Below are 23,120 nucleotides of genomic sequence, written 5' to 3'. Positions count from 1 at the left end.
GGATAAATTGAATCCGATTGAAGCAAAAATTAGAGAAATATTAATCCAAGCAGATATTCAGGTTGACGATATTGGAGTTCATGATGATATGACCCAAATGGGCCTAAACTCGTTGACATTAGTAAAGTCGATGGTCGACATTATTAATCTCCATCAATTAGAAATCGATGAAGACAGCGTAGAATTCTACAATATTAAGACCATTCAACATATGGTTGATTTCGTTAGTGAAAGTTCAGTAAAACTTGAAGGGGTGGTTGAATGAACACGGTCCATAACAATGAAAGTAAAAACAATTACGATGTGATTATTATTGGTGCAGGTATCGCAGGGACGATTTTAGCGGCTATTCTCGCAAGGCAAAATGTCAAAGTGCTAGTTGTTGATTCGGGTACACATCCTAGATTTGTCATTGGCGAGTCGATGATTCCTGCAACTTCATTTATGATGCGTATCATGGCAGAACGTTATGATGTGCCTGAAATTATGCACTGTAGTACACTGCCATTTATTCAAAAAAATATTACTTCCAATAGCGGTATTAAGCGTAACTTTTCGTTCATTTATCATCGTGAAGGACAGGCTCAAAATCCGAATGAGACAACACAACTACCTGTTCCCAATATTCCATACGGACCCGAGGCGCATTTAATGCGTCAAGATACGGATGCTTACATGATGGCGGTCGCGATTAAATACGGTGCGGATATCAAGCAGAAAACGTTCATCACCGACATTGATATTAATGATGAGGGGGCATGGATCAAAACGTCAGTAAACGATGAGTTTCATGCTAAATTTATCGTTGATGCGAGCGGAGTCAATTCTGTATTGTCTAAACGTTTAGGATTGCGTGAGGAACCTACTCGGATGAAGACGAATACCCGATCGATATTTACACATATGATCGGCGTTAAACCATACGATGAAATTTGTAAGAAGAGTGAGCATAATCTCCCAAGCCCACTTCATAATGGAACACTCCACCATATTTTTGACGGTGGATGGTTATGGGTTATTCCTTTTGATAACACCGAAAATTCAACAAGCAAATTATGCAGCGTTGGCTTACAGTTCGATCTTACTAAAACCCCACCTAAAACAGATAAGGAACCTGAACAGGAGTTCAGTGAATTTCTAAGTAGATTTCCTGAAGTAGCTAAACAATTTGAGGATGCAAAGCCAGTACGGGAATGGATTAGCTCAAATAGGCTACAGTATTCAGCCTCAGAAGTCGTAGGAGATCGGTTCTGTTTATTGGCACATGCATCTGCGTTTATCGACCCGCTATTCTCACGAGGGCTTGCGATTACGACTGAAACAATCAATTCATTAGCACAAAGATTGATTGATTCCGTAAATGAAGATCATTTTTATAAGGAACGCTTTGAGCCCGTAGCTGAGATTATCCAGAACTCGTATGATACAAACGATCGCTTGGTTGCTTGCTCGTATGCTGCTTTTAAGGACTTTGACCTTTGGAATGCTTGGTACCGAATTTGGGCTTTAGGACAAGCTTTTACATCGTTAAGATTTACTCAAATATTATCAAAATATTATAAGGAAAATAATATTGAACATCTATTAGCTATTGAGAAAGCTCCCTATATCGGTTCGCTGTGTGTCGATTTAGATGAATTCCAACCGTTGTTTGAAAAGGTTGCTTCTACGGTGGAAGAGGTTCGAGATAATCATTTGCCAATAGATGAAGCTGTCAAGCGAATTTATGGTTATTATAGCGAACTAGATTTTCTTCCGGAACAATACGATCTGACGAATCCAGACAGGCACTATATCGGAAAAATGAATTTGATAGCTTTGTATGACATTGTAACGTGGGGTGCACAAAATGCGCCGGAAAAAATCAGGAAATTATATTTTGATTTTGACGGATCCTTTTTATCAGGAAATAAAGAAGTAGCCGCTGAACTTGAGTAAATAAAAATGATAATTCCATATTCCTATATTTCCATATTCCTTATTGAAAAGGGCTGTGATTGTTATTAATAGTAATGTTAACCTTCTTATTAGCGTGATTATAGCCCTAGTCATCATTTTGGTTACAGCTCGAATTTTTATGAGGGTGGCAATATATTTCAAGCAACCGGCTGTTGTTGGTGAAATGCTTGCAGGTATATTTCTTGGGCCCACTTGCTTTAGTTACTTTTTCCCTGAACTCAGCAGTGGGATCTTTAACGCGGATGTAAAAAGCATCTTATATGTATTAAGCAATTTGGGATTGTTTATATTTATGTTGTTAATTGGTATGGAAATGAAAGCAATCACCAAGAGATCATTTAAAGAAGCGGGAATGTTAGCGGTATCCGGCATCGTTCCTCCTTTTATATTGGGTGGTGCCATCTCATTATTTCTGTACAGTAAGTTCTCTTATGGTCATATATCTTCATTCGCCTTTATGCTATTTATGGGTGTTGCACTAGCGATTACCTCCATACCGATGCTTGCGCGAATTCTTCAAGAGGAAGGTTTGATGAGATCTAAACTAGGACCTCTTTCTTTAACAGCAGGTAGCATTGACGATGCTGTCGCCTGGAGTTTTCTCGCTATCGTATTAGCTATTGTAAATTCTCACAGTCTTCTATCTGCACTTTCTCCAATTATCTTTGGCATCATATTTATCCTTGTAGTGGTTTATATGGTAAAGCCACTTATGCAGCGATTAGGCGATAAGGTGGAGAAGGAAGCAACTTTAACCAATGCTAGTTTAGTATTGGTGTTGATATTAACCCTACTTACGGGGGCGATTACCGAAACTATTGGCATTAGTGCGGTATTTGGGTGTTTTGTCTTGGGAATGGTGATGCCTAAAACAGAAAAGTTTCAAACTGAAATTGAAGCTAAATTAAAAGATTTTATCATTGTCTTCTTTTTGCCTATATTTTTTGTAGTCTCTGGTTTGAACACCAACTTGCTGGGTCTGAACAGTATTGAAATGTTATATCCTTTTCTCTACATTCTATTCGCATCATTTCTAGGAAAGTATGGCGGATGCACGCTTTATATGAGGAGTCTGGGATTTAGCTGGAGAGAATCTTCGGCAGTTGGAGGATTGATGAATGCCAAAGGGTTGATGGAGCTTATTGTCGTCAACATCGGCTATGCTAATGGAATCATTTCGCAAGAATTGTATTCCTTACTCGTTCTAATGGCCTTTATAACCACGGCTCTAGCAAAGCCAATTTATAATTTATCTATGGGAAAAGGAACTAAGGAAGAGGGCAGGATAGCCAATAAAAATCTAATAAAGGGGTGAGAAGAATGGAACTGATTACTAAGATTAAAGCGTCTATCGTAGAGGCAACTGACGGGAACTTAACGATCGAAGACGTTGAAAGAGTCGGTGATAATATTCATCAACTTGGATTAGATTCATTGGCTCAAATCAAGATAATAGTATTACTGGAAGAAGAATATGACATTGAAATTGATGTGGAGAAAATAAGTCCGGAAGTTCTAAATTCCATTTCAAGTTTATGTCAATTTATAGAAAAGGAATTTGAGAAAGCGTCTGTATAACGGGTAGTGCATAATCACTTGTGCCATTTAAATAAGGAGGGAACAATGATGGAAACAGTTATGACTAAAGATTACATCCGTGAAATGACTTACGCTTCAAAAATATTATACATGGAAAATCACAATGACATAAATAATGGTCAAATCTCCTATAGAGATAAGGATTCAGAAAGTATATGGATTCGGAAAGGTTTCTTAGGATGGGAAGAAACGACAGAACAAGATTTCATTCAGATTGACTACGATGGAAATCGCTTGGAAGGGGAGGGGCCGATTCCTTCTGAATGGCCCTTACATACAGAAATCTACCGTGCTAGAAATGATGTGAATTGCATCATACATTCGCATCCTCCTTACTCTATGATTTTCAGTGCTACTAGTTTAGATCTTCGACCCATTACTCATGATGCTACACCGATCATGAACACGGCACGATTCACATTGACTACTAATACAGTGACAAATCCGAATATTGCTGCTGAAGTAGCGCAAGCTCTTGGAAGTAGCAATACGATGCTTCTTAAAAATCACGGTATCGTCTCAGTTGGGAAATCAATTCCAGAGACCGTTTGTTGGGCAACTGTACTAGAGAATGCATGCAGGATGCAGCTTATAGCTGAATCAACCGGTGTTCCTTATTCTTGGACAGAAGGTCATGAAATTAAAATGAAGAGTAAAATTATTTATGGCTCAACAGCCATTCGAGAGTATTGGGCTTACTGGTGTAGAAAAGCAGATAGGCAGTTCGGTACAAATGAACCATTTGTGACTGGAGGCGAAACAAATGGTTAACAAGATGAATGGACCTGTCGAGGAATTATCTATATTTAGGAACCTAAAGGGTAGAGAGTATGTTGGAACCAAATTTAATAATTCACCTCGCCCTCAACGTCATAAAATCTATGAGGGACCTTATTCTCGTTTGAAAACATCGGTGTTTAATTCAACGGATGATAGTATCATTCCCAAAACAGGGCTTAGTATTTTAGAAAGAATACTACTGACATCTTTTGGTGTTACCTCTGTAAAGTTTTATGGATACCAATCGGAGATGCTGTGGTCATTTCCCTCGGCTGGAGCATGCTATCCAGTTGAGGCATATGTCATAGTACGTTCGTTAGATGGGGTAGAACCAGGCGTATATCATTATTCTGCCTTGAATACTTCATTACACAAAATATCATGCTCAGACGCACTTTTTTTACTAGAAGGAACCATTCTCCCGGATGACTTAGATGCAAGTTTCTATATCGTTATTTCCACGATCCCTTGGAGAAGTTGTTGGAAATATTCCCATCGGGGATATCGCTTCACTCTGATTGACGCAGGTCACGTTATCGCGAATTACCAATCCGTGCTGAACTCAATGGGTTTTCATTTCTCAACATACACAGCTTTTAAATCACAGCATCTCAAAACTCTATTAAATATTGATAGAGATGAAGATCCTGTAAGTATTATCGCAGTTCAGCAAAGTAGCTTTGCCATTGGTAATCAAGTGATCGAAAATCTGTATGATAGAAAAAGTCAAAATTTAAACAGATGTGTGACTTCAGTTGATTCCGATTCTGCTTTGTTCGATTGGACCCCTATTAATAAATTTCGAGAAAACGTAAAAAGTTCTTTAGCTGAACCAACGGAACAGTGGAGAACACAATATAATCTTCCAGCAGAATGGAATGATTATAACGAGATGCTACGGCTGATCATTGAACGTCGATCTAGTTCCTCCTATTTGCCAGTTGAAATCCCTCGGCATGATTTGATTAAACTTATGGAATTCATTAATGGATTGAACATGCCGATTCGGACCTATTGCATCATACATTCTGTCGAAGGCATGATACCTGGTCTATACGAGCTCAATGGACAATTAAAGATGATCAAAGCGGGTGACTATAGAAGTAAATCAGCAGAATTATGTTTGGGACAAGAGCTAGTGCATGATGCTTCCGTTCTCTTTTTCTTTGCCGTAGATCATTCTCAAATTACTGAAAAAAACTTTTACACTTATCAACAAAAATTGATAGATGTAGGTATTTTGGGTCAAATGATTTATCTGAAGTCGCATGAGTTGAAATTGGGTTATTCCGCAATTGGTGGATATTATGATGATGATGTCAAGACGTTACTACAGTTAGACGAACAAATGGAGATTGTATATTCGGGGACGCTTGGCAAAGATGATTTGCATTCTGCATTTAAAGTTAAAAGGGATCGACATTACTTAAATAAACCCCAAAATGATATGGAGATAAACATGGATAAAGCGCCACAATATCAATGGATTATTGACAAATTGCATAAGGCAGTTGAAGAATTTGGTGAAAAAGTAGCCATTCAAAGTGAGGGGAAAGTTTACACATATTCAGAATTTTGGAACCAAGTCGTGTTAAGTTCATCATGGTTAAAGCAGAGAATTCCTAAAAAATATCCGGTAGGCATCAGTATGAAAAATTGTTCTAATTATTTATTCGTTTATTATGGATTGCTGCTTGAAGGATATATTCCAATGCTTATCGACCATACGTTTACTCAAGATGAAATTGATTCGTTATGCTCGTATTACGATATTGGCTCCATTCTAACATTAAATGAGAACGGAGAAGTCCAGGTTGAATTAAGAGAGGAGCAATTTGACTCTTTTCAAGAAGATTCTTTTGCAAATGTAGCTACTTGTAGATTTTCTTCTGGAACGACAGGGCGACCAAAGTGTCTTATGTTTACTCATGACGCTGTTATAAATGCGGGCGTCAACTGGGCGAAGGCTTCAAACATCACTTCGGAGGATAGAGTGTTATGTACAGCGCTATTTCACAATGGTTTGGCCTTTAACACTTCATTGCTTGCAGTATTTGTTTCTGGTGCAACGCTTTACATTCACAGGCAAATTACACCGAAATCGATTTGGAATACAGTAGTAAATGAGAAGATTACGATTCTTGTAGCATTTCCTGTGGCATATGACCTATTAAATCAATCGAAATTTTGTGAGAATAATCATACTTTACGGATATGTCTGTCATCAGCTGCTCCTTTACATCATACAGTTAGGCAAGATTTCTATAATAAAGTGGGAATAGAAATATGCGATTACTACGGTATTGTAGAGGCAGGACCGGTTACATTTAACGACGGTTCACAAGAACATTCTTTAGGATTGCCAGTTCCTGGGGTCGATATCCGAATTGTGGATGAAGAAGGAGCTTCATTACCCAATGAAGAGTCAGGTCTTATTCAAGTTAGATCATCTTCTATGGCCAAAGGATATTATAAAGCTACTTTTCCGTTTGTAGTCTCTCCCGATGGCTATTATCAGACAACAGACAGAGGTTTCTTAAAGAATAATTATTTATATATTAACGGACGGACATCCGAAATGATTAATGTAGCGGGCAAAAAAGTAGACCCGCTTGAAGTTGAGAATGTCTTGATGAAACTAAAGGGAATTCGCGATGTTGCCGTTGTTGGAATGATGAATGAACGGAAAACGACAGAGTATCCTATCGCATTCATTGTATCCGAATCTGATGTGAGCCAGGATCAAATCATTGCACATTGCCAATTGCATTTGGCTCCGTTTAAATTGCCTCAAAAATTCATTAAAGTGCTGCAAATACCGCGAAGTGGGGTCGGCAAAATTAAACGGCAAGAATTGATTAATACATTAACGGTATCCAATTAAAAATAATGACCTTTCAAAATCAGGAGGTGCTGAAGATGTTGATAGTTGATAATCATATACAAAAATCTTTTGCGAACCGAATTGGTGGTGACCGATTTGGGAAAGAAAATGTAGTCTACAAATTTGAGAAAATAAAAAGGGCTAGAGAAAAAGCCATACTTGAAAAACCAGGAGTCCCTATCATTGATATGGGACTAGGAGAACCCGATTGGATGGCAGAAGATGAAGTGATTCAAGTGCTTACAAACGAAGCCAGCAAAAAGGAAAATCGTTATTATTCTGATAATGGTTCAGTCGAATTTAAAATAGCTGCTGGACATTATTTGGAACGTGTATATGGTGTGAAAGAACTGAATCCTCTTACAGAAATTAATCATTGCATTGGGTCGAAAACCGCACTAGCTCAATTGCCAGCAGTATTTATTAACCCTGGAGATATTACTTTGATGACTGTACCCGGATATCCTGTCCTTGGCACGCATACGAAATGGTTCGGTGGAGAAGTTGTTCATCTTCCATTATTAAAAGAAAACGACTATTTACCAGATTTGAACGCCTTGTCTGAGGAAGTTAAAAATAAGGCGAAACTTCTCTATATCAACTACCCTAACAATCCAACAGGTGCTGTTGCAACTAGAAAGTTTTATGAAGAAGTTGTACAATTTTGCAAAAAATATGAAATTATTGTTGTTTCTGATGAAGCATATGGCGCACTTACATTTGACGGAGAGCAGCCGTTATCTTTTCTATCTGTTCCGGGGGCTAAGGAGGTCGGTGTTAGCATTCACTCCTTATCCAAAGCTTATAATATGACAGGATGGCGATTGGGTTTCGTAGCAGGTAACGAATTGATCGTCAAAGCCTTTGCCTATGTGAAAGATAATCATGATTCCGGCCAATTTCTAGCCATACAAAAGGCAGGGATTTACTGTTTAAATCATCCTGAAATTACGTTAAAAACGGCTGAGAAATATTCTAGAAGACACGACATGCTAGTAGATGTATTGAAACAAGTTGGTTTTGATGTGCAAAAACCAAAGGCATCTTTTTACTTATACATTCAAATACCAAAAGGAATCGAAAATGGAAGAAGCTTCTCATCGGCAGAGGAATTTTCAGAATTTTTAATTATGGAGAAGCTAATTTCTACTGTGCCTTGGGATGATTCGGGCTCATATGTACGGTTTTCGGTTACATTTGAAGCGGATACCGAAGATGAAGAAAAGAAGATCATGCAGGAATTACAAGTAAGATTGCAAGACATTCGTTGTGTTTGGTGAATCCGATCTAAATAGAATACAGGGTGAGAGGAGTGAACGTCAGATGAACTTAGAAAAACAATTGCCGATTCAAATACCGCTCATTCATGGAAGAATGTATTACGCATTTCCATTATGTATTCTCGCTACTGGCGATGAATATTACCCATGGTTTGTCAGTAATTTTATTCAGTTGCAAGCCTTCAATGATGTGCAGGAACAAGGAATTGCTGAGCTCAGGTTTTTTGATGCAGACCATCCATATTGTTTTGATGAGGTACTTGATGTTGAGAATACAATCATCAAAGCCAACGATGTAGAGCAACAAATCATAGAAGCGATCGTACAAAATCGCTATGTATACACTTATGTAGATAAATATGAGGTTTCAGATAATCCATTTACAGGAAAGAAGCATGTCACACAAGAAATACTGATTTATGGTTACAACCTAACCGAACGTGTTTTCTACATACTCGGTTTTAATAAAAGTCGATTGTTTGCTTACTCTACAGTCAAGTTTGATGAAGTGACGAACGGCATCATTCATGCTCAGAATAAAGAATTTTATTTGCTGAAACAAAAGAGTGGAGTTAGGCATGAGTTTGATCTGAGTCATGTGATTCAATTAACTGAAGATTATTTGCAATCTAGTAGTAGCCCTAGACATAAACGAATCAGCTCTTCAATACATCTAACCTATGGTTTGAATGTGTATTCAAGTTTAATTGAGTCATTGAATTGTATGCATATGAAGGAAGGTGCTTTAGTTACGAACATTGCCTATCTTCATATTTTATGGGAACACAAGAAAATGATGCTTATGCGACTTGATTATATGAGTTCACACCAAATGCTGAGTGCGGATGGTTCAACTGCAATTTGGGAGCAATGTAAACAAATCGAAACTGAAGTTTATGGTTTGAGAAGCAAGATATTAAAATACGAAATCGTTCAAAACGATAAATTAATTCATCAAATTAAACAAAGTTTGCATCAGATGGTTTCCAAGGAAAGAGAAATGTTAACGATGTGGCTAGATATGATGAAAGAATTTGTACACATCATTCCCACCTTGCAAGAGTTCCCCAATCAAAAAGTAGAAAACATTAAAATATAGTGGGAGGGTCATATTTGTGAGTCATGTAGGATTATGGTTTAAAGAAAAGAAATATGCCTGGATGTTGGTTATGTTTTTATGGATGTTTGGTTTTGTAGGAGCAGCGACTCGGTTTGTATTGTCTTATTATCAGAATGATATTTCGGAGCAATTGAACGTAAGCCATAGTTTTATTTCATTTACATGGTCGCTTAATATGATTGTCGTCTTGCTCTGTACATCATTCGGAGGTTGGTTGACCGATAGGTATGGCCCTAAGATCGTTATGTCAATTAGTACGTTCTTCATGATTGCAGGGGCAGCAATTATTGTTATATTTAATAGTTCTACTGCATTCATTGTCGGCTTTGGGTTAGTACTAGGCCTAACAGGCATCTCATCTACAACAGCTTATGTCTTGGTATTTAACTGGTTTAAACATCATCGGGCAAAGGCAATGACGATCATTAGCAGTGCTGTTCCATTAGGGCTTGCCATCATGAGTCCGATCTTTATCTGGAGTGAGGGAAAACTTACTTGGGAGTCGGCATTTTGGTTTTCTTTAATATTTGGATCTGTAATGATTCCATTAACTTTATTGCTTGTAAGAGATAAAGATAAAGGGCGTGTAGACGAAGTTCTGGAAGAGGAAAATGAAGAACAAGCTGAAAAGTTATCCTTTAAACAAAGAGTTCAGTTTGTCTTTATAAGTTTTAAAAATCCGGCACTTTTAGTCGTAATGCTAGCTCTCTTTACTTGTGGATTTAACATGGGAACAACAGACATGCACTTTATGGCGATGCAACAACATTCTCATGTTCATCAGGCGGTACAGACCGTTACCTTAACTGTACTTGGCATACTTGAACTATCAGGGGCATTTGTTTTCGGTTATCTGCTTGATAGATATCCAAGAACACTTATTTTATCAATAATATATGGTATTCGAATAATCGCTTTTGGATTTCTCTTCTTTACTGTAGGAATCAATCCAATTATATTTGCCTTTTTGTTTGGTGGAAGCTTCCTAGGTGCCATACCTGGAGGAATGTTGGTCGCCGGAGAGGCTCTCAAAGGGACAGGCAAACAGATTGCCATTCTGCTGATTTTTCATCAATTGGGGTCTATCTTAGGGGCATCTGTAGGTGGAATTACTTTCGATGCGTTTAACAGCTATAGTGTCATCATTATGTTAAATATTATTTTAACTACTGCATCTTGCGTTGGATATTATTGGGTTTATCAAATTTCAAAAAACAAAAAAAATCAAACTCACCCAACAATAGAACAGCCGATATCTGCAACTTAAAGGATCATAGTATAAGGTCGAAAGGAGAACGACGATGTTATATCAAAATCATGTTGTCCCTTTTAATGATTTTTGGATGAACTGTGTCTCGAATACGCTCTATTCAATAGCATCGACGTTAGAGCCAAGTTATAAAAGTGTTGCATGTTTGAATGATTATGAATACCGAAAGTGTTTAGTGGAAAAAGATTCTAACTATGCGTATTTGATGATAGAACATCCCTTGAAATATCAGAACCGTGTTTTGTCCAATGTCATAGATAAAAGGGAACCCTATTATTTTAAAGATGTTAATCAGTTTACGGAAGAGCTTGAGGATATGATCAAGAACGGGCAGTATCCTGTACTGAATGTCGATTTATATTATTGGATTCCTAATAGTTTGGCTTGGAAACAATATCATTGGTATCACTATTCGTTAATAACCGGGTACGATTCAGATAAATCAGTTTACTATGTGCTAGATGATGACATCAATGGATTTCGTGAATTCGAGATTCCTAAAGAGAGATTGGAGCAGGCATTTTTAAACTCTGAATATATGTTGGACCCTAATTATCAAGAACCCCCTTGTTACACTCTAGAATTAAAAAAAGAGATTGCGCAGTGTGAACTTTCCTTCTTACAAGTTAAGGGGAACGCCGAGAGAATTGTACAGGAAATAAGTGAATTGAAGATTGATGATTTATGGGATATAGGGACAGATGTGGAGAACTTCGATGCCTATATCACCAATGGGCTTATGGGAATTAATATCATTGAAAGTCGGCAACATGGTAATCGATTTTTGTTGAAACAGTTAGCTGATCTACATCATATTGATTCGGATACGTTCATGCAATTAGATCAACAATTAACGGATATGTCTATTGGATGGTTTCAGGCCAAGAATGTGCTGATTAAAGCAAAATTTTCGTCCAAAAGGAGATTCAATCGTGATCAGTTGATTCAAATAAGTACTCGGTTATTAAGTGAAGAAAGACAATTCTGGGAGCAATTTATCCAGAAGTCTAAAATGATTGTCATGGTTTAAGGAGGGGAGATTGATGCAATACATCGGTAATGAGCAAGTTAATTTAGAATGCCATCATGGAGAGCTTCGTCCTATTATTGGAACAAAGCACTATCAGGCTGTACGAGTTTCTCGTTTGTTGCCTGATATTGAAGGAGGGGCAGGCTGGACTTTTAGCAATGCACCGATGCTAGCCTTTTGGCAGGAAAGGTTTTACCTGCAATACATTAGTAATCCGATTGGCGAGAATATATCTCCAAGCCGAACAATGATAACGACTTCAGGAGAAGGGGTGAATTGGGAGTCTCCTCAAATTGCGTTTCCATCCTACCTGATTCCTCCGGGCATATATAAACGGGAAGATGGCATCACACTTCCAGATGAAAGTTACGCGGTTATGCACCAAAGAATGGGGTTTTACGTTGCACCAAATGGAAGATTATTAACCTTAGGTTTTTATGGCATAAGCCCCACTGTAAACATAATGCCCAATGATGGATTAGGGATAGGACGAGTTGTTCGTGAAATACATAAAAATGGTGAAATGGGCCCCATTTATTTTATTCGCTTTAATCGCCATGCGGGTTGGAGTGAACAAACTACAAACTTTCCATATTATACCGAATCAAGTGATAAGGGATTTATTGATTCATGCAACCATCTATTGTCCGATAAACTAGCTACGCAGCAATGGTGGGAGGAAGATCAAAGCAATGACGGATTTTACAAAGTGCCTGGCTATAAAGCAATGAGCTATTATCACATCACAGAAGAGAAAGTAGTAGCTGTTTGGAAATACGGTAAATTCGCGACAAGCGAGGATAATGGGGAAAATTGGTCGGAAGTAAAAGAAATCCAAAATCTCGAAACGGCTGGAAGTAAAATTTGGGCTCAGAAGACAATATCGGATGAGAAATATGCTTTAGTCTACAATCCTAGTCCACATAATAGTTACCGCTGGCCATTAGCTTTGGCTTTAAGTGAAGATGGCATGCAATTTGATGGACCCTATCTCGTAAGTGGTGAAGTACCACCCCGACGGTACGAAGGTTTTTATAAGTTTTATGGATTGAATTATGTAAGAGGCATTGCCGAAGGAAACGGCTTGCCATCCCATGACGCAATTTGGATTGTATATAGTGTAAACAAAGAAGACATTTGGATCACGAAAATCCCAGTTCCTATTCGACATCAAGAAGACTCTCCTGTGGACGATAATTTTGCCGATTATGAACCGGGGGAAGAACTTCCAAGCTGGAATATATATAAACCCAAATGGTCAAAGGTAGAGATTACTCATACGTTCAATCGACATCGCCCTTGTTTACTCATCCAAAACCAAGACCCATTTGATTATGCGAAAGCTGAAAGAGTTTTCCCTGAAAGCATAAAAGTAGATATCCACTTTTCGCTCTTGGTCCAACAAACACAACAAGAGAGATTCATTGTTGAGATTGTAGATGGTAAAGGAAACATTCTCTTTAGTTTAGGCTGGGATAATGATGGGCTTATTAAATTGAAACAAGCCGCCGAATGGATTGCGCTCATTCCGTATCAACTCGAATGTTGGTATCGCTGTTCCGTTTGTGTTGATTTCGAAGAAAGAAAATTTGAAATCTATATTAATGATGATCTCGTATTACATGATGATCATTGGAATGACCAAGTATCATCTGTAGAAAGAATCGTGTTTAGAACCGGTGATAGAATCATGATTCCGACTTTGGGAACACCTCTGGATCATATCGATATCCATGGTCAAGATTGCCCCAAAGATCCAGCCATGTATTTCATTCAATATGTAAAAAGCACCAATCATGTGTTTGCAAAGAAGTAGAAATTTAATAAACAATCGAGGTGCAAATCTATGACAACTTTACTTGAAAATTTTATTGGTGGAGCTTGGGTGGAAGCCCATACATCCGAACATGAATCCGTCTTTAATCCCGCAACAGAGGAAGTTATTGCACAAGTACCTTTTTCAACGCGTGAAGATGTAAATAGGGCTGTTCAAGCTGCCAAAGAGGCTTTTGAAACGTGGAAACACGTACCGGTTCAGAAAAGAGCAAGAATATTATTTAAATATCAACAGCTCTTGGTAGATAATTGGGAGTCTCTCGCAAAAATCATCACAACAGAAAACGGGAAGATCTACGAAGATGCGTATGCGGAAGTACAACGAGGAATTGAAAGTGTAGAATTTGCAGCTGGCGCACCAACCCTAATGATGGGACACACGATACCTGACATTGCTACAGGAATTGAAACCAACTTGTTCCGTTATCCTCTTGGTGTTGTCGCCGGTATAACTCCTTTTAATTTTCCAATGATGGTTCCCTGCTGGATGTTTCCGCTAGCTATCGCTTGTGGGAATACGTTTATATTAAAGCCATCCGAACGAACGCCACTGCTTGCAAATCGATTGGCTGTATTATTTGCTGAAGCAGGTTTGCCAAGTGGAGTATTAAATATCGTTCATGGTGCACATGAGGTGGTAAACGGTATTTTAGAGCATGAAGATATTAAGGCTGTATCATTTGTAGGATCACAGCCAGTGGCTCAGCATGTCTATAAAGTGGCAGCACAATATGGGAAAAGAGTGCAAGCACTCGCTGGCGCTAAAAATCATTCCATTGTTATGCCTGATGCAGACCTCGACTTAACAGTGAGAAATATTATTGAAGCTGCATTTGGGTCGGCTGGAGAAAGATGTATGGCTTGTTCTGTAGTCATAACAGTAGGTGATATTAAAGAGGAATTCACAGAAAAATTATTACATGCCGCTCATCAAATTAAAATGGGTAACGGGTTAACCCGAGAACACACGCTAGGCCCTTTAATTCGTAAAAGCAATAAGGAAAATGCTTTGAAGTATATTAATTTGGGAGAAAATGAAGGGGCTGTTCTTTTACGCGATGGTAGGAAGGATCAAGAAACATCAACGCGTGGATACTTTTTAGGACCAACCATTTTTGATGAGGTCAACCCGACTATGAAGATTTGGCAAGATGAGATTTTCGCACCCGTTTTATCTTTGATTCAGGTAAAGGACCTAAAGGAAGCCATAGCCATCACAAATCTTTCTAAATTCGCAAATGGAGCGTGCATATTCACCAATAATTTGAAAGCTGTACGACAATTCCGAGAGGATATTGATGCAGGCATGCTTGGTGTTAATGTCGGTGTACCTGCACCAACGGGCATATTTCCATTCTCAGGGTATAAGAATTCCTTCTATGGCGATCTTCATGTTAACGGTAAGGATGGCGTAGAGTTTTATACGCGTAAAAAAGTTGTGACACTTAGAGCGACTGATTAAATGTACAGGGTATAGGTTTGCTGTGAGAGGAAACATGTTGAATGGAAATGGTAAAGGTTGAAAGGGATAACATTATTCGTGTGAAATTGCCGATGCAAGGTCTGCTACAATGGGTCAATTGCTATTTGATTAAGGGTGATGAAGGATACACGTTGATAGATACTGGGACGCCTAATTCTCAAACAATAAAGCATTGGGAAGACGTATTGAAATATTTACAAATCGGATTTCATAACATTAACAAAATTATTATTACTCATCATCATATCGACCACTATGGCCTAGCTGCCAGACTTCAGCACCTGACCAATGCTCCCATCTATATGTCGGAAAAATGCTACCAGCAGGCTTTAAAATTGTGGGATCCTACTTTTGCATATGAGGAAAAATTATTTGAATTATTTATCCAAAATGGCGTACCTCATTCTCTATTAGAAACGTATAAGACTGATTTGGAGGCCTATTTTCATGCTGTTCAAGCACACCCAGAAATTCGGTGTATGGAAGAAGGTGAGGCCGTACGATTAGGTAATGAAGAGTATAAAGTGTTAGATACGTCAGGACATGCTGAAGGTCACATTAGTCTGTACAATGAACATGAACAAACGATTTTCTGTGGTGATCACATTATTCCTAAAATATTACCTAATCTAAATTTCACGCTTGGCTTCGATCTGAATCCGCTTGACTCTTATATGAAAACATTACAAAGACATTCGACTATGCAAGTGAAACATGCTTTTCCAGGGCATATGATTGCATTTAAAAAGTATAATGAACGAGCATCTGAGATACTTGAGCAATATCAAAATCGAGTAGAGAATATGATCATGTATATGGAACAACCAGTGTCTGTTTTTGAAATTTGTATAAAAATGCTTTTTAAGCCATTAAATTCTGAGCAATTAAAATTTAAAATGTTCGAAATATTATCTTATATCGAATTCTTAAGAGCAGACGGCAAAATCGAAGAGGCTGGCGTATATCAATCTATTCGGAAGTATGTCATCAAGTAACTATGCGTAAACATTAAACTCAAAGTCTAACTGCTTCGGGAAATACTATATGAGGAGGTTATATGATGTTAGATAAAGAAATGTTGTATAAAGTCGAAACGATGGAAAAGAAAATATATTTAACATTTGATGATGGACCTGATCCTTTATATACACCTCAAATATTGGATATTCTAAGGGAGAATGGTGTGAAGGCCACATTTTTTCTCATTGGAGAAAAGGTATTAAAGTATCCGGAACTTGTAAAATTGATTTATTCAGAAGGACATGCCATAGGAAACCATACCTATACACATCCCTTTCTAGTCTTATGCGATGAATCTAAGATCAAAGAAGAAATAGAAATGACTGAGGCAGCTATTCGTTCTGTGATTGGTGATGGAACATCTCTTTTTCGTCCGCCTTATGGATTAGTTAACGAGAAGGTTGTTCACTATATCTCAGAGCTCGAATATCAAATCATCATGTGGTCCAAGGAGTTGGAGATTTTTGATTGGTCTCTTCCAGGTGTTGACAATATGATCAATTTGGTTTTGGAAAAGTGGGAGCGCGGAAGTATTCTGCTTTTTCATGACGGCGGCGGCGATCGAACTGAAACGGTAGAATGCATTGAAAAATTGATTCCGCTCCTTCACAGTAAAGGGTGTACATTTTCAAGTGATTTTGCACCATGGACCGAGCAAGGGGCTGTAGAGGATCTGACTGAAATTAGTTAAACTCGTACAAACCTAAAAAATGCAGAATGGAGAAGATCATATGAAAGAGAATATTATTGAATGGGCGCAGCTTATATCTTGTTATGCTCAAGCAGGGTTAAACTATACGAATGACATTCACGATAAGCATAGATATCAGGAAATGAAAAAAGTTTCAGAAGCAATGATGGCATCTATTTTAAACTCAGAGCATTCGAAGATTCATGCGTAATCAGACGATAAAGAACTATGGAATTAATCGTTTCGTAGAAAGTAACAAGCCGAGAGGGAATCAGGTATTTACTCCTGAATTTCACTCGGCTTTTTCTTTTGTTATTTTCTCGTTCGCTATCGCTGTACTTTAATCTTATAATCTCTCTCCAGATATTTGTGAATTCTCTGGAAGTCGGTTGCGTTCAGATCGGCTTTTAAGACTATATATAATTGGCCTCCTCTACAAAAGGCAACTGCCCTTAACGGGAGATTTGGAGTATGCATGGATAGGGGGTATGATTATGATCAGGAGGCGAATTAATGATGTTGTTAGAAGTTATTGCTACGACTGTTGGGGATGCCATTATGGCTGAACGCGGGGGTGCTGATCGAATTGAATTGATAACGGGCATAAGTGAGGGCGGCTTAACGCCCAGTCTTGCTCTTATAGAGAAAGTTCGAGAGGCAGTATCCATTCCCGTTAGGGTTATGGTACGACCTCATGCTAGATCATTCCAATACGATGAAGAAGATATCGAGACGATGAGAAGGGATATTGTTCATATCGGTTCGGTAGGAGGACTTGACCTTGTTATGGGGATGCTTAGGCATGATGGGACTGTAGATGAGGAGAATCTGAAGATTCTTTTGGATGCTGCAAACGGTATAAAGGTTACTTTCCACCGGGCGTTTGATGAGGTTCGGAATCAGGCAGAAGCGCTAGATGTTCTTTCACAATATCCGGAAATTACTGATATTCTAACATCCGGAGGATGTAAGACTGCACCGGAAGGCGCAGATCAGCTTGCGAAGCTTGTTCGTCTAACCGCTGGTCAATCGATTTCAATTCTGGCAGGTGCCGGCTTAACCGAACAAGGGCTCGAATCTTTCCTTAGGCAATCGGGTGTAAGTCGTGTTCATTTTGGCTCAGCCGTAAGACAAGACGGTGATCCGCTGAAGCCCATTAACCCTGAGTATCTACAACATATCCGTACAATTATTAATGAATGGAAGAGGTGACATCCTTGTTTGACCTCATGAAGAACAACATATCTATCGATTCAGTGAATTAAGGGCCCCCAAGACTGATTCATCACGGAAGTTTTCCATTAACATTAAATTACCAAGCCATTCTTGAACTGCAGTGGACTACACTCGTCGTTGAATCGGCTTGTTATTTTTTGTTATTTAATTTGAACAATCTTCTAAAAGAGGGAAATAGTATTAAATGTCGAATATAGTTTAATTGTCGAATATAGTTTAATAATGTTGATAAAATAAATTACCTTCGGGAGGATTGCTCAAGTGTCATTTACAATGTGGTTAAAAAACTCAAAGCAAGGATTGACTGATCAAGTCAAAAAATTTAAGAACAAAGACTTCATGGATGCAGTGGTTGCGGGTTGCGCAATTGTTGCAGGAGCTGACGGTTCGATTGATTCCAGCGAGAAGCAAAAGATGTCTGGTTACATGAGTCGGAGCGAAGAATTAAAGGTATTTGATATGGGCGAAGTAATCAACCGATTCAATCATTTCGTTGGTAACATCGAGTTTGACGCTATCATTGGCAAACAAGAGGCACTCAAAACGATTGCGAAATTCCGTAGTAAACCGGAAGTTGGTCGTCTGATTGTGGGTGTATGTAGCGCAATTGGCGCAGCCGATGGAGATTTCGATGATAAAGAAAAGGCGATTGTTCGAGAAATTTGTGATGCCCTTGGACTGAATCCTAGCGAATTCAGCCTGTAGTTCGTACAAAAGAAAGGGTGCTTAGATCAGTGTCCTAAGTTTTCTGTCTTCTTTAATTATAAATAAAAAAATAAATTCTCCTTTTTGAAACGACAGGAAGAAAATGCCGTATTAATAAAAGTGTTGGAAAATGTTGTCGATAAGTCGAAAAATTTGTTGATTACATAATATATACTAGTTTATATCCAAAATATTACTAAAAGAGGAGGTGACCTAAAAATCATGAGTATAAATCTCGTAAAAGGTCAAAAAATTGATCTAACTAAAGGTACAGCAGGACTTACCAAGCTTGTAGTTGGCCTTGGTTGGGACCCAGCTGAAGCCAAAGGTTGGTTTGGAAGCAAAAAGAAAAATGCTAATATTGACTGTGATGCGTCTGCACTATTGCTAGATGCTAACGGAAAATTGACGAAGAATGGCAACCTCGTCTGCTTCCATAATCTTACTAGTGCCTGTCGCTCTGTTCAGCATTCTGGAGACAACCTTACCGGGGGGGGCGATGGCGATGACGAGCAAATCACCATTGAACTTTCAAAAGTGCCTTCTGATGTAGAAAAGATCCTTGTTGTCGTTAATATTTATCAAGCTGAACAAAGAAATCAAGATTTCGGCATGATCAAATCTGCATTTATCCGTATAGTAAACAGTGCAAACAATCAAGAATTAGTTAAGTTCAACCTTACTGACAGCTACGCTGGAATGACTGCTTTGATCACTGGAGAAATCTATCGTCACAATGGCGAGTGGAAATTCCAAGCGATTGGCGAAGGTGCTCATGCAGCACATATTAGTATTCTGGCTGCACGTTATCAGTAATTAAAACAAAAAAAGCGAGGTAATCATTCAATGGCAATTAATCTTTCAAAAGGTCAAAAGGTAGATCTTACCAAGACAAATCCGGGACTCTCAAAAATTACAGTTGGTCTAGGCTGGGACACAAATAAGTATGATGGCGGCGGTCAGTTCGATCTTGATGTTTCTGTTTTCTGCGTAAACGCATTAGGGAAAGTTGACAACGAGAAGAACTTTGTGTTCTACAACAATCTTCAAAACGAAAATGGTTCTGTAGTCCATACCGGTGACAACCGTTCGGGTGATGGTGATGGTGACGACGAGCAAATCAAAATTGATTTATTGAGCGTTCCAACAACCATTGAAAAAATCGCATTTACGATCACAATTGATGCTGCTGCTGAACGAAACCAAAACTTCGGTCAGGTAGCTAATGCCTACGCACGTATCGTCAGTGAAGATTCAGATGAAGAATTGATCCGTTTTGACCTTGGCGAGGACTTCTCCATTGAAACTGGAGTGGTTGTTGGTGAGTTGTATCGTAACAATGGCGAATGGAAGTTCTCTGCTGTTGGAAGTGGCTACAAAGATGGTCTTGCGGGTCTAACTAAAGATTACGGACTGCAATAAGAAACACACACATGGCTTCCTTCGGGCGGCCATGATTATTTCCATATTAGAAAGGTGCGATACAATATGACTATTAACTTGTCCAAAGGTCAACGGATTGATCTTACCAAGACAAATCCTGGTCTTACAAAGGTGATTGTCGGTTTAGGCTGGGATACCAACAAATACAATGGTGGTGCTGATTTTGACCTTGATGCCTCTGCCTTCTTGTTACATGAAGATGGCAAAGCAAAAGGCGAGGCCGATTTCGTATTCTACAATAATCTCAATGCTTATGATGGAGCAGTCTTACATACAGGTGATAATCGCACAGGCGAGGGCGATGGAGATGACGAGGAGATTATCATTGATTTCAATAAAGTTCCTGTTAACATCTCCCGGATCGGTATTACGGTTACTATTCACGATGCAGCTCAACGTGGCCAGAACTTCGGTCAAGTCAGTAGCGCTTTTGTACGTGTAGTAAACGAAGCTAACAAAAATGAAATTCTTCGATATGATTTGGGTGAAGACTTCTCCACTGAAACAGCCGTTGTTTTTTGCGAGTTCTACCGTCAAGGTGGCGATTGGAAATTCCAAGCCATAGGTAGCGGTTTTGCTGGTGGTTTAGAATCATTGGTTAAGAACTACGGCTTAGCTTAAAGATTAGACTAAATTAGGGTGATGGAATCATTGCCCTAATCTCTCTCCATATTTCACAATGAAGGGTGAGTACATATATATGGCCGTTTCAGTTATCAAAGGGCAAAAGGTGGACTTAACGAAAACAAACCAAGGAATTACCAATGTTACCGCCATAATAGGTTGGTCTGCCCCACCAGAGGTTGAAGTAGACACTTCCGCCTTTTTGCTAGCGCAAAACGGCAAAGTAAAAGGTGACGAAGATCTTATATTTTATGGAAATGCCAGTAATTCGTTTATTAGCTACCATGAGAACAGCTCAAGTGAAAGACAAGTGAAAATTAATTTAACCCTAGCGTTACCTTCTGTTGAAAAAATAGCTTTTACACTAACCCTTTATGAAGGGGAATTAAGACGTCAAACATTTAGTCAAGTGAGCGGTGTATACGTTGGATTTATAAATGACACAACGGGACAAGAAATTATTCGTTATGACTTGGAAAACAATTTGTCTGTAGAAACGGCAATAGTTATAGGGGAATTATATAGATACAACGGTGAATGGAAGTTCAATGCTATTGGAGCAGGTTATTCCGGTGGATTGAAGGCACTCTGTGGTAGCTACGGGATTGAGGTGAAGGATACTCCAAATACCAATCAGCCTCAACCGACGCCGATTATACCTCCTGTGCAGCCGCGAGTTGTGCCAAAACCGATTGTTCCTACACCGGCACCATCACCAGAAAAACCAATTCACCTCAACCTTTCGAAAATTGAATTGAAGAAAAAGGGAGATACGATTAATCTCGAGAAAAAATCAGGTGGTCTTGGGGAAATTTTAATAAATCTCAACTGGAATCAACAAGGAAAGAAAAGTAGTATTTGGAAGAGAAACCAAGGGGTCGATTTGGATCTTGCCTGCCTTTACGAGCTCAAAGATGGTAGAAAAGGGATCGTTCAAGCATTGGGAGATTCCTTTGGTTCACTCACTCGCGAACCTTATATTATGCTAGATGGGGATGATAGAACCGGTTCTATCAAGACGGGGGAAAATATAAGAATCAATGGCAGTAAGCTCTCTGAGTTCCGAAGAATTCTCGTATTCACCTTTATTTATGAGGGAGTATCGAATTGGGCTGAGGCGGATGGAGTTGTAACCATTAAACAAAATGGTGGGCCAGATATCGTGGTTAGATTGGACGAGCATGATAACAGTCGTTCAATGGTTGCTATTGCTATGATCTCAAATGTAAGGGATGAGACTATGAGTATTGAGAGAATCGTACGACATTTTTCGGGACATCAGAAAATTGACGAGGCTTTTAATTGGGGCTTACGATGGGTAGCAGGGAGTAAATAATATAGAAATTGACGGGAGCTAATAAAGTGATTGATTTTTTTCAAAGCATGCTAGCTAATTTCTCAAGCTTCTTTAACTGGGATAATCTATCGGGTGTCCTAAGCGATCCCGCAAGTTGGGGCATTATTCTTACTTTAGTTCTCTTGGAAGGTTTGTTATCGGCAGATAATGCACTTGTACTTGCTGTTATGGTAAAACATCTACCGAAAGAGCAACAAAAGAGAGCATTGTTCTACGGTATACTGGGTGCTTATATTTTTCGTTTTCTAGCTATCGGAGTTGGTGTATATCTTGTACAGATCACATGGGTAAAGGTAGCTGGTGGGGTATATCTTCTTTGGATCGCACTGAGTAATCTATTTGATCTAAAAGTTAAGTTTGCTCGAGTGGGTAATATTCCTCTTATTCCTTATATTGGGAAAAAATACGATGAGGATGAAGAAATACAAAACAAAGGCTTGGGTTTTTGGCGCACGGTTATCGCTGTTGAATTGATGGACATAGCGTTCAGTATAGACAGCGTACTAGCGGCATTTGGTGTGAGTGAGAAAGTGTGGGTATTGTTCTTGGGAGGTATATTAGGTGTGCTGATGATGCGTGGTGTCGCACAAGTTTTCCTCGCATTAATTGATAAGTATCCGGAACTTGAAAAAGCAGCCTTTATCCTTATTATTATAATCGGTTTGAAAATGATTGCCGCAGCATTTGGGTTCGAGGTATCTCATGTATTGTTCTTTAGTGTAATAATAGGCGTATTTGTTGGAACTATCATCTTTAGTTCAGTACGCAAGGGTAAAAAAGAAGTTAAATCTGTTTAAAGCTGT

Annotated in this window: 22 protein-coding genes; all 22 read left to right on the top strand. The window is 38.7% G+C overall.

What is annotated here, in order from left to right:
* Nucleotides 1-7 precede the first annotated feature (7 nt).
* Nucleotides 8-265 carry an acyl carrier protein gene (locus tag UB51_RS18975; protein WP_044878634.1) on the top strand — a complete coding sequence of 86 codons (258 nt, stop codon included), beginning with the start codon at nucleotides 8-10 and terminating at the stop codon, nucleotides 263-265.
* Complete coding sequence (locus UB51_RS18970; RefSeq protein ID WP_044878633.1) at nucleotides 262-1,938, top strand: NAD(P)/FAD-dependent oxidoreductase; 1,677 nt, start codon at nucleotides 262-264, stop codon at nucleotides 1,936-1,938. The genes UB51_RS18975 and UB51_RS18970 overlap by 4 nt, the downstream gene beginning before the upstream one ends.
* A gap of 55 nt (nucleotides 1,939-1,993) precedes the next feature.
* Nucleotides 1,994-3,274: a cation:proton antiporter domain-containing protein gene (locus UB51_RS18965; RefSeq protein WP_267884709.1), complete on the top strand. Its 1,281-nt coding sequence runs from the start codon at nucleotides 1,994-1,996 to the stop codon at nucleotides 3,272-3,274.
* A 5-nt stretch (nucleotides 3,275-3,279) separates the two neighbouring features.
* Entirely contained in the window at nucleotides 3,280-3,537 is a 258-nt protein-coding gene (locus tag UB51_RS18960; protein ID WP_044878632.1) for an acyl carrier protein, read from the top strand.
* Between the two features lie 45 nt (nucleotides 3,538-3,582).
* A complete protein-coding gene (locus tag UB51_RS18955; protein ID WP_234405472.1) occupies nucleotides 3,583-4,329 on the top strand; it encodes a class II aldolase/adducin family protein in 747 nt (248 codons plus the stop codon).
* Entirely contained in the window at nucleotides 4,322-7,222 is a 2,901-nt protein-coding gene (locus UB51_RS18950; protein WP_044878631.1) for an AMP-binding protein, read from the top strand. Before UB51_RS18955 ends, UB51_RS18950 begins: the two co-directional genes overlap by 8 nt.
* Nucleotides 7,223-7,257: 35 nt before the next feature.
* The gene (locus tag UB51_RS18945; protein ID WP_044878630.1) at nucleotides 7,258-8,502 is read left to right on the top strand and encodes an LL-diaminopimelate aminotransferase; all 1,245 of its coding nucleotides are present in this window, start codon (nucleotides 7,258-7,260) and stop codon (nucleotides 8,500-8,502) included.
* Between the two features lie 43 nt (nucleotides 8,503-8,545).
* A complete protein-coding gene (locus UB51_RS18940; RefSeq protein WP_199924948.1) occupies nucleotides 8,546-9,601 on the top strand; it encodes a hypothetical protein in 1,056 nt (351 codons plus the stop codon).
* 16 nt (nucleotides 9,602-9,617) lie between these two features.
* On the top strand, nucleotides 9,618-10,889 hold the full coding sequence (locus UB51_RS18935; RefSeq protein ID WP_052676007.1) for an MFS transporter: 1,272 nt from the start codon (nucleotides 9,618-9,620) through the stop codon (nucleotides 10,887-10,889).
* A 34-nt stretch (nucleotides 10,890-10,923) separates the two neighbouring features.
* Entirely contained in the window at nucleotides 10,924-11,922 is a 999-nt protein-coding gene (locus tag UB51_RS18930) for a cysteine peptidase family C39 domain-containing protein (protein WP_044878629.1), read from the top strand.
* Between the two features lie 13 nt (nucleotides 11,923-11,935).
* A complete protein-coding gene (locus UB51_RS18925) occupies nucleotides 11,936-13,738 on the top strand; it encodes a hypothetical protein (RefSeq protein WP_044878628.1) in 1,803 nt (600 codons plus the stop codon).
* 30 nt (nucleotides 13,739-13,768) lie between these two features.
* Nucleotides 13,769-15,220 (top strand): CoA-acylating methylmalonate-semialdehyde dehydrogenase, encoded by a 1,452-nt coding sequence (locus UB51_RS18920; RefSeq protein WP_044878627.1) that lies wholly within the window; start codon nucleotides 13,769-13,771, stop codon nucleotides 15,218-15,220.
* 41 nt (nucleotides 15,221-15,261) lie between these two features.
* Nucleotides 15,262-16,236: an MBL fold metallo-hydrolase gene (locus UB51_RS18915; protein ID WP_044878626.1), complete on the top strand. Its 975-nt coding sequence runs from the start codon at nucleotides 15,262-15,264 to the stop codon at nucleotides 16,234-16,236.
* Nucleotides 16,237-16,298: 62 nt separating this feature from the next.
* On the top strand, nucleotides 16,299-16,952 hold the full coding sequence (locus tag UB51_RS18910) for a polysaccharide deacetylase family protein (RefSeq protein WP_082063197.1): 654 nt from the start codon (nucleotides 16,299-16,301) through the stop codon (nucleotides 16,950-16,952).
* 40 nt (nucleotides 16,953-16,992) lie between these two features.
* A complete protein-coding gene (locus UB51_RS27320; protein ID WP_160297286.1) occupies nucleotides 16,993-17,163 on the top strand; it encodes an NUDIX hydrolase N-terminal domain-containing protein in 171 nt (56 codons plus the stop codon).
* A 302-nt stretch (nucleotides 17,164-17,465) separates the two neighbouring features.
* On the top strand, nucleotides 17,466-18,164 hold the full coding sequence (locus UB51_RS18905) for a copper homeostasis protein CutC (RefSeq protein ID WP_324607723.1): 699 nt from the start codon (nucleotides 17,466-17,468) through the stop codon (nucleotides 18,162-18,164).
* A 297-nt stretch (nucleotides 18,165-18,461) separates the two neighbouring features.
* On the top strand, nucleotides 18,462-18,893 hold the full coding sequence (locus UB51_RS18900; RefSeq protein WP_044880292.1) for a tellurite resistance TerB family protein: 432 nt from the start codon (nucleotides 18,462-18,464) through the stop codon (nucleotides 18,891-18,893).
* 219 nt (nucleotides 18,894-19,112) lie between these two features.
* Complete coding sequence (locus tag UB51_RS18895) at nucleotides 19,113-19,709, top strand: TerD family protein (protein WP_144407037.1); 597 nt, start codon at nucleotides 19,113-19,115, stop codon at nucleotides 19,707-19,709.
* 30 nt (nucleotides 19,710-19,739) lie between these two features.
* Complete coding sequence (locus UB51_RS18890) at nucleotides 19,740-20,315, top strand: TerD family protein (protein ID WP_044878624.1); 576 nt, start codon at nucleotides 19,740-19,742, stop codon at nucleotides 20,313-20,315.
* 66 nt (nucleotides 20,316-20,381) lie between these two features.
* Nucleotides 20,382-20,957: a TerD family protein gene (locus tag UB51_RS18885; protein ID WP_044878623.1), complete on the top strand. Its 576-nt coding sequence runs from the start codon at nucleotides 20,382-20,384 to the stop codon at nucleotides 20,955-20,957.
* A 79-nt stretch (nucleotides 20,958-21,036) separates the two neighbouring features.
* Nucleotides 21,037-22,296: a TerD family protein gene (locus tag UB51_RS18880; protein WP_044878622.1), complete on the top strand. Its 1,260-nt coding sequence runs from the start codon at nucleotides 21,037-21,039 to the stop codon at nucleotides 22,294-22,296.
* Nucleotides 22,297-22,343: 47 nt separating this feature from the next.
* Nucleotides 22,344-23,114, top strand: a complete 771-nt coding sequence (locus UB51_RS18875; RefSeq protein WP_082063333.1) for a TerC family protein — start codon at nucleotides 22,344-22,346, stop codon at nucleotides 23,112-23,114.
* Nucleotides 23,115-23,120 lie beyond the last annotated feature (6 nt).

This window comes from Paenibacillus sp. IHBB 10380, from assembly GCF_000949425.1.
Lineage (GTDB): Bacteria > Bacillota > Bacilli > Paenibacillales > Paenibacillaceae > Paenibacillus_AQ.
Note: the sequence above shows the minus strand (reverse complement) of the source record. Positions and strands in the feature narration are given on the sequence as shown.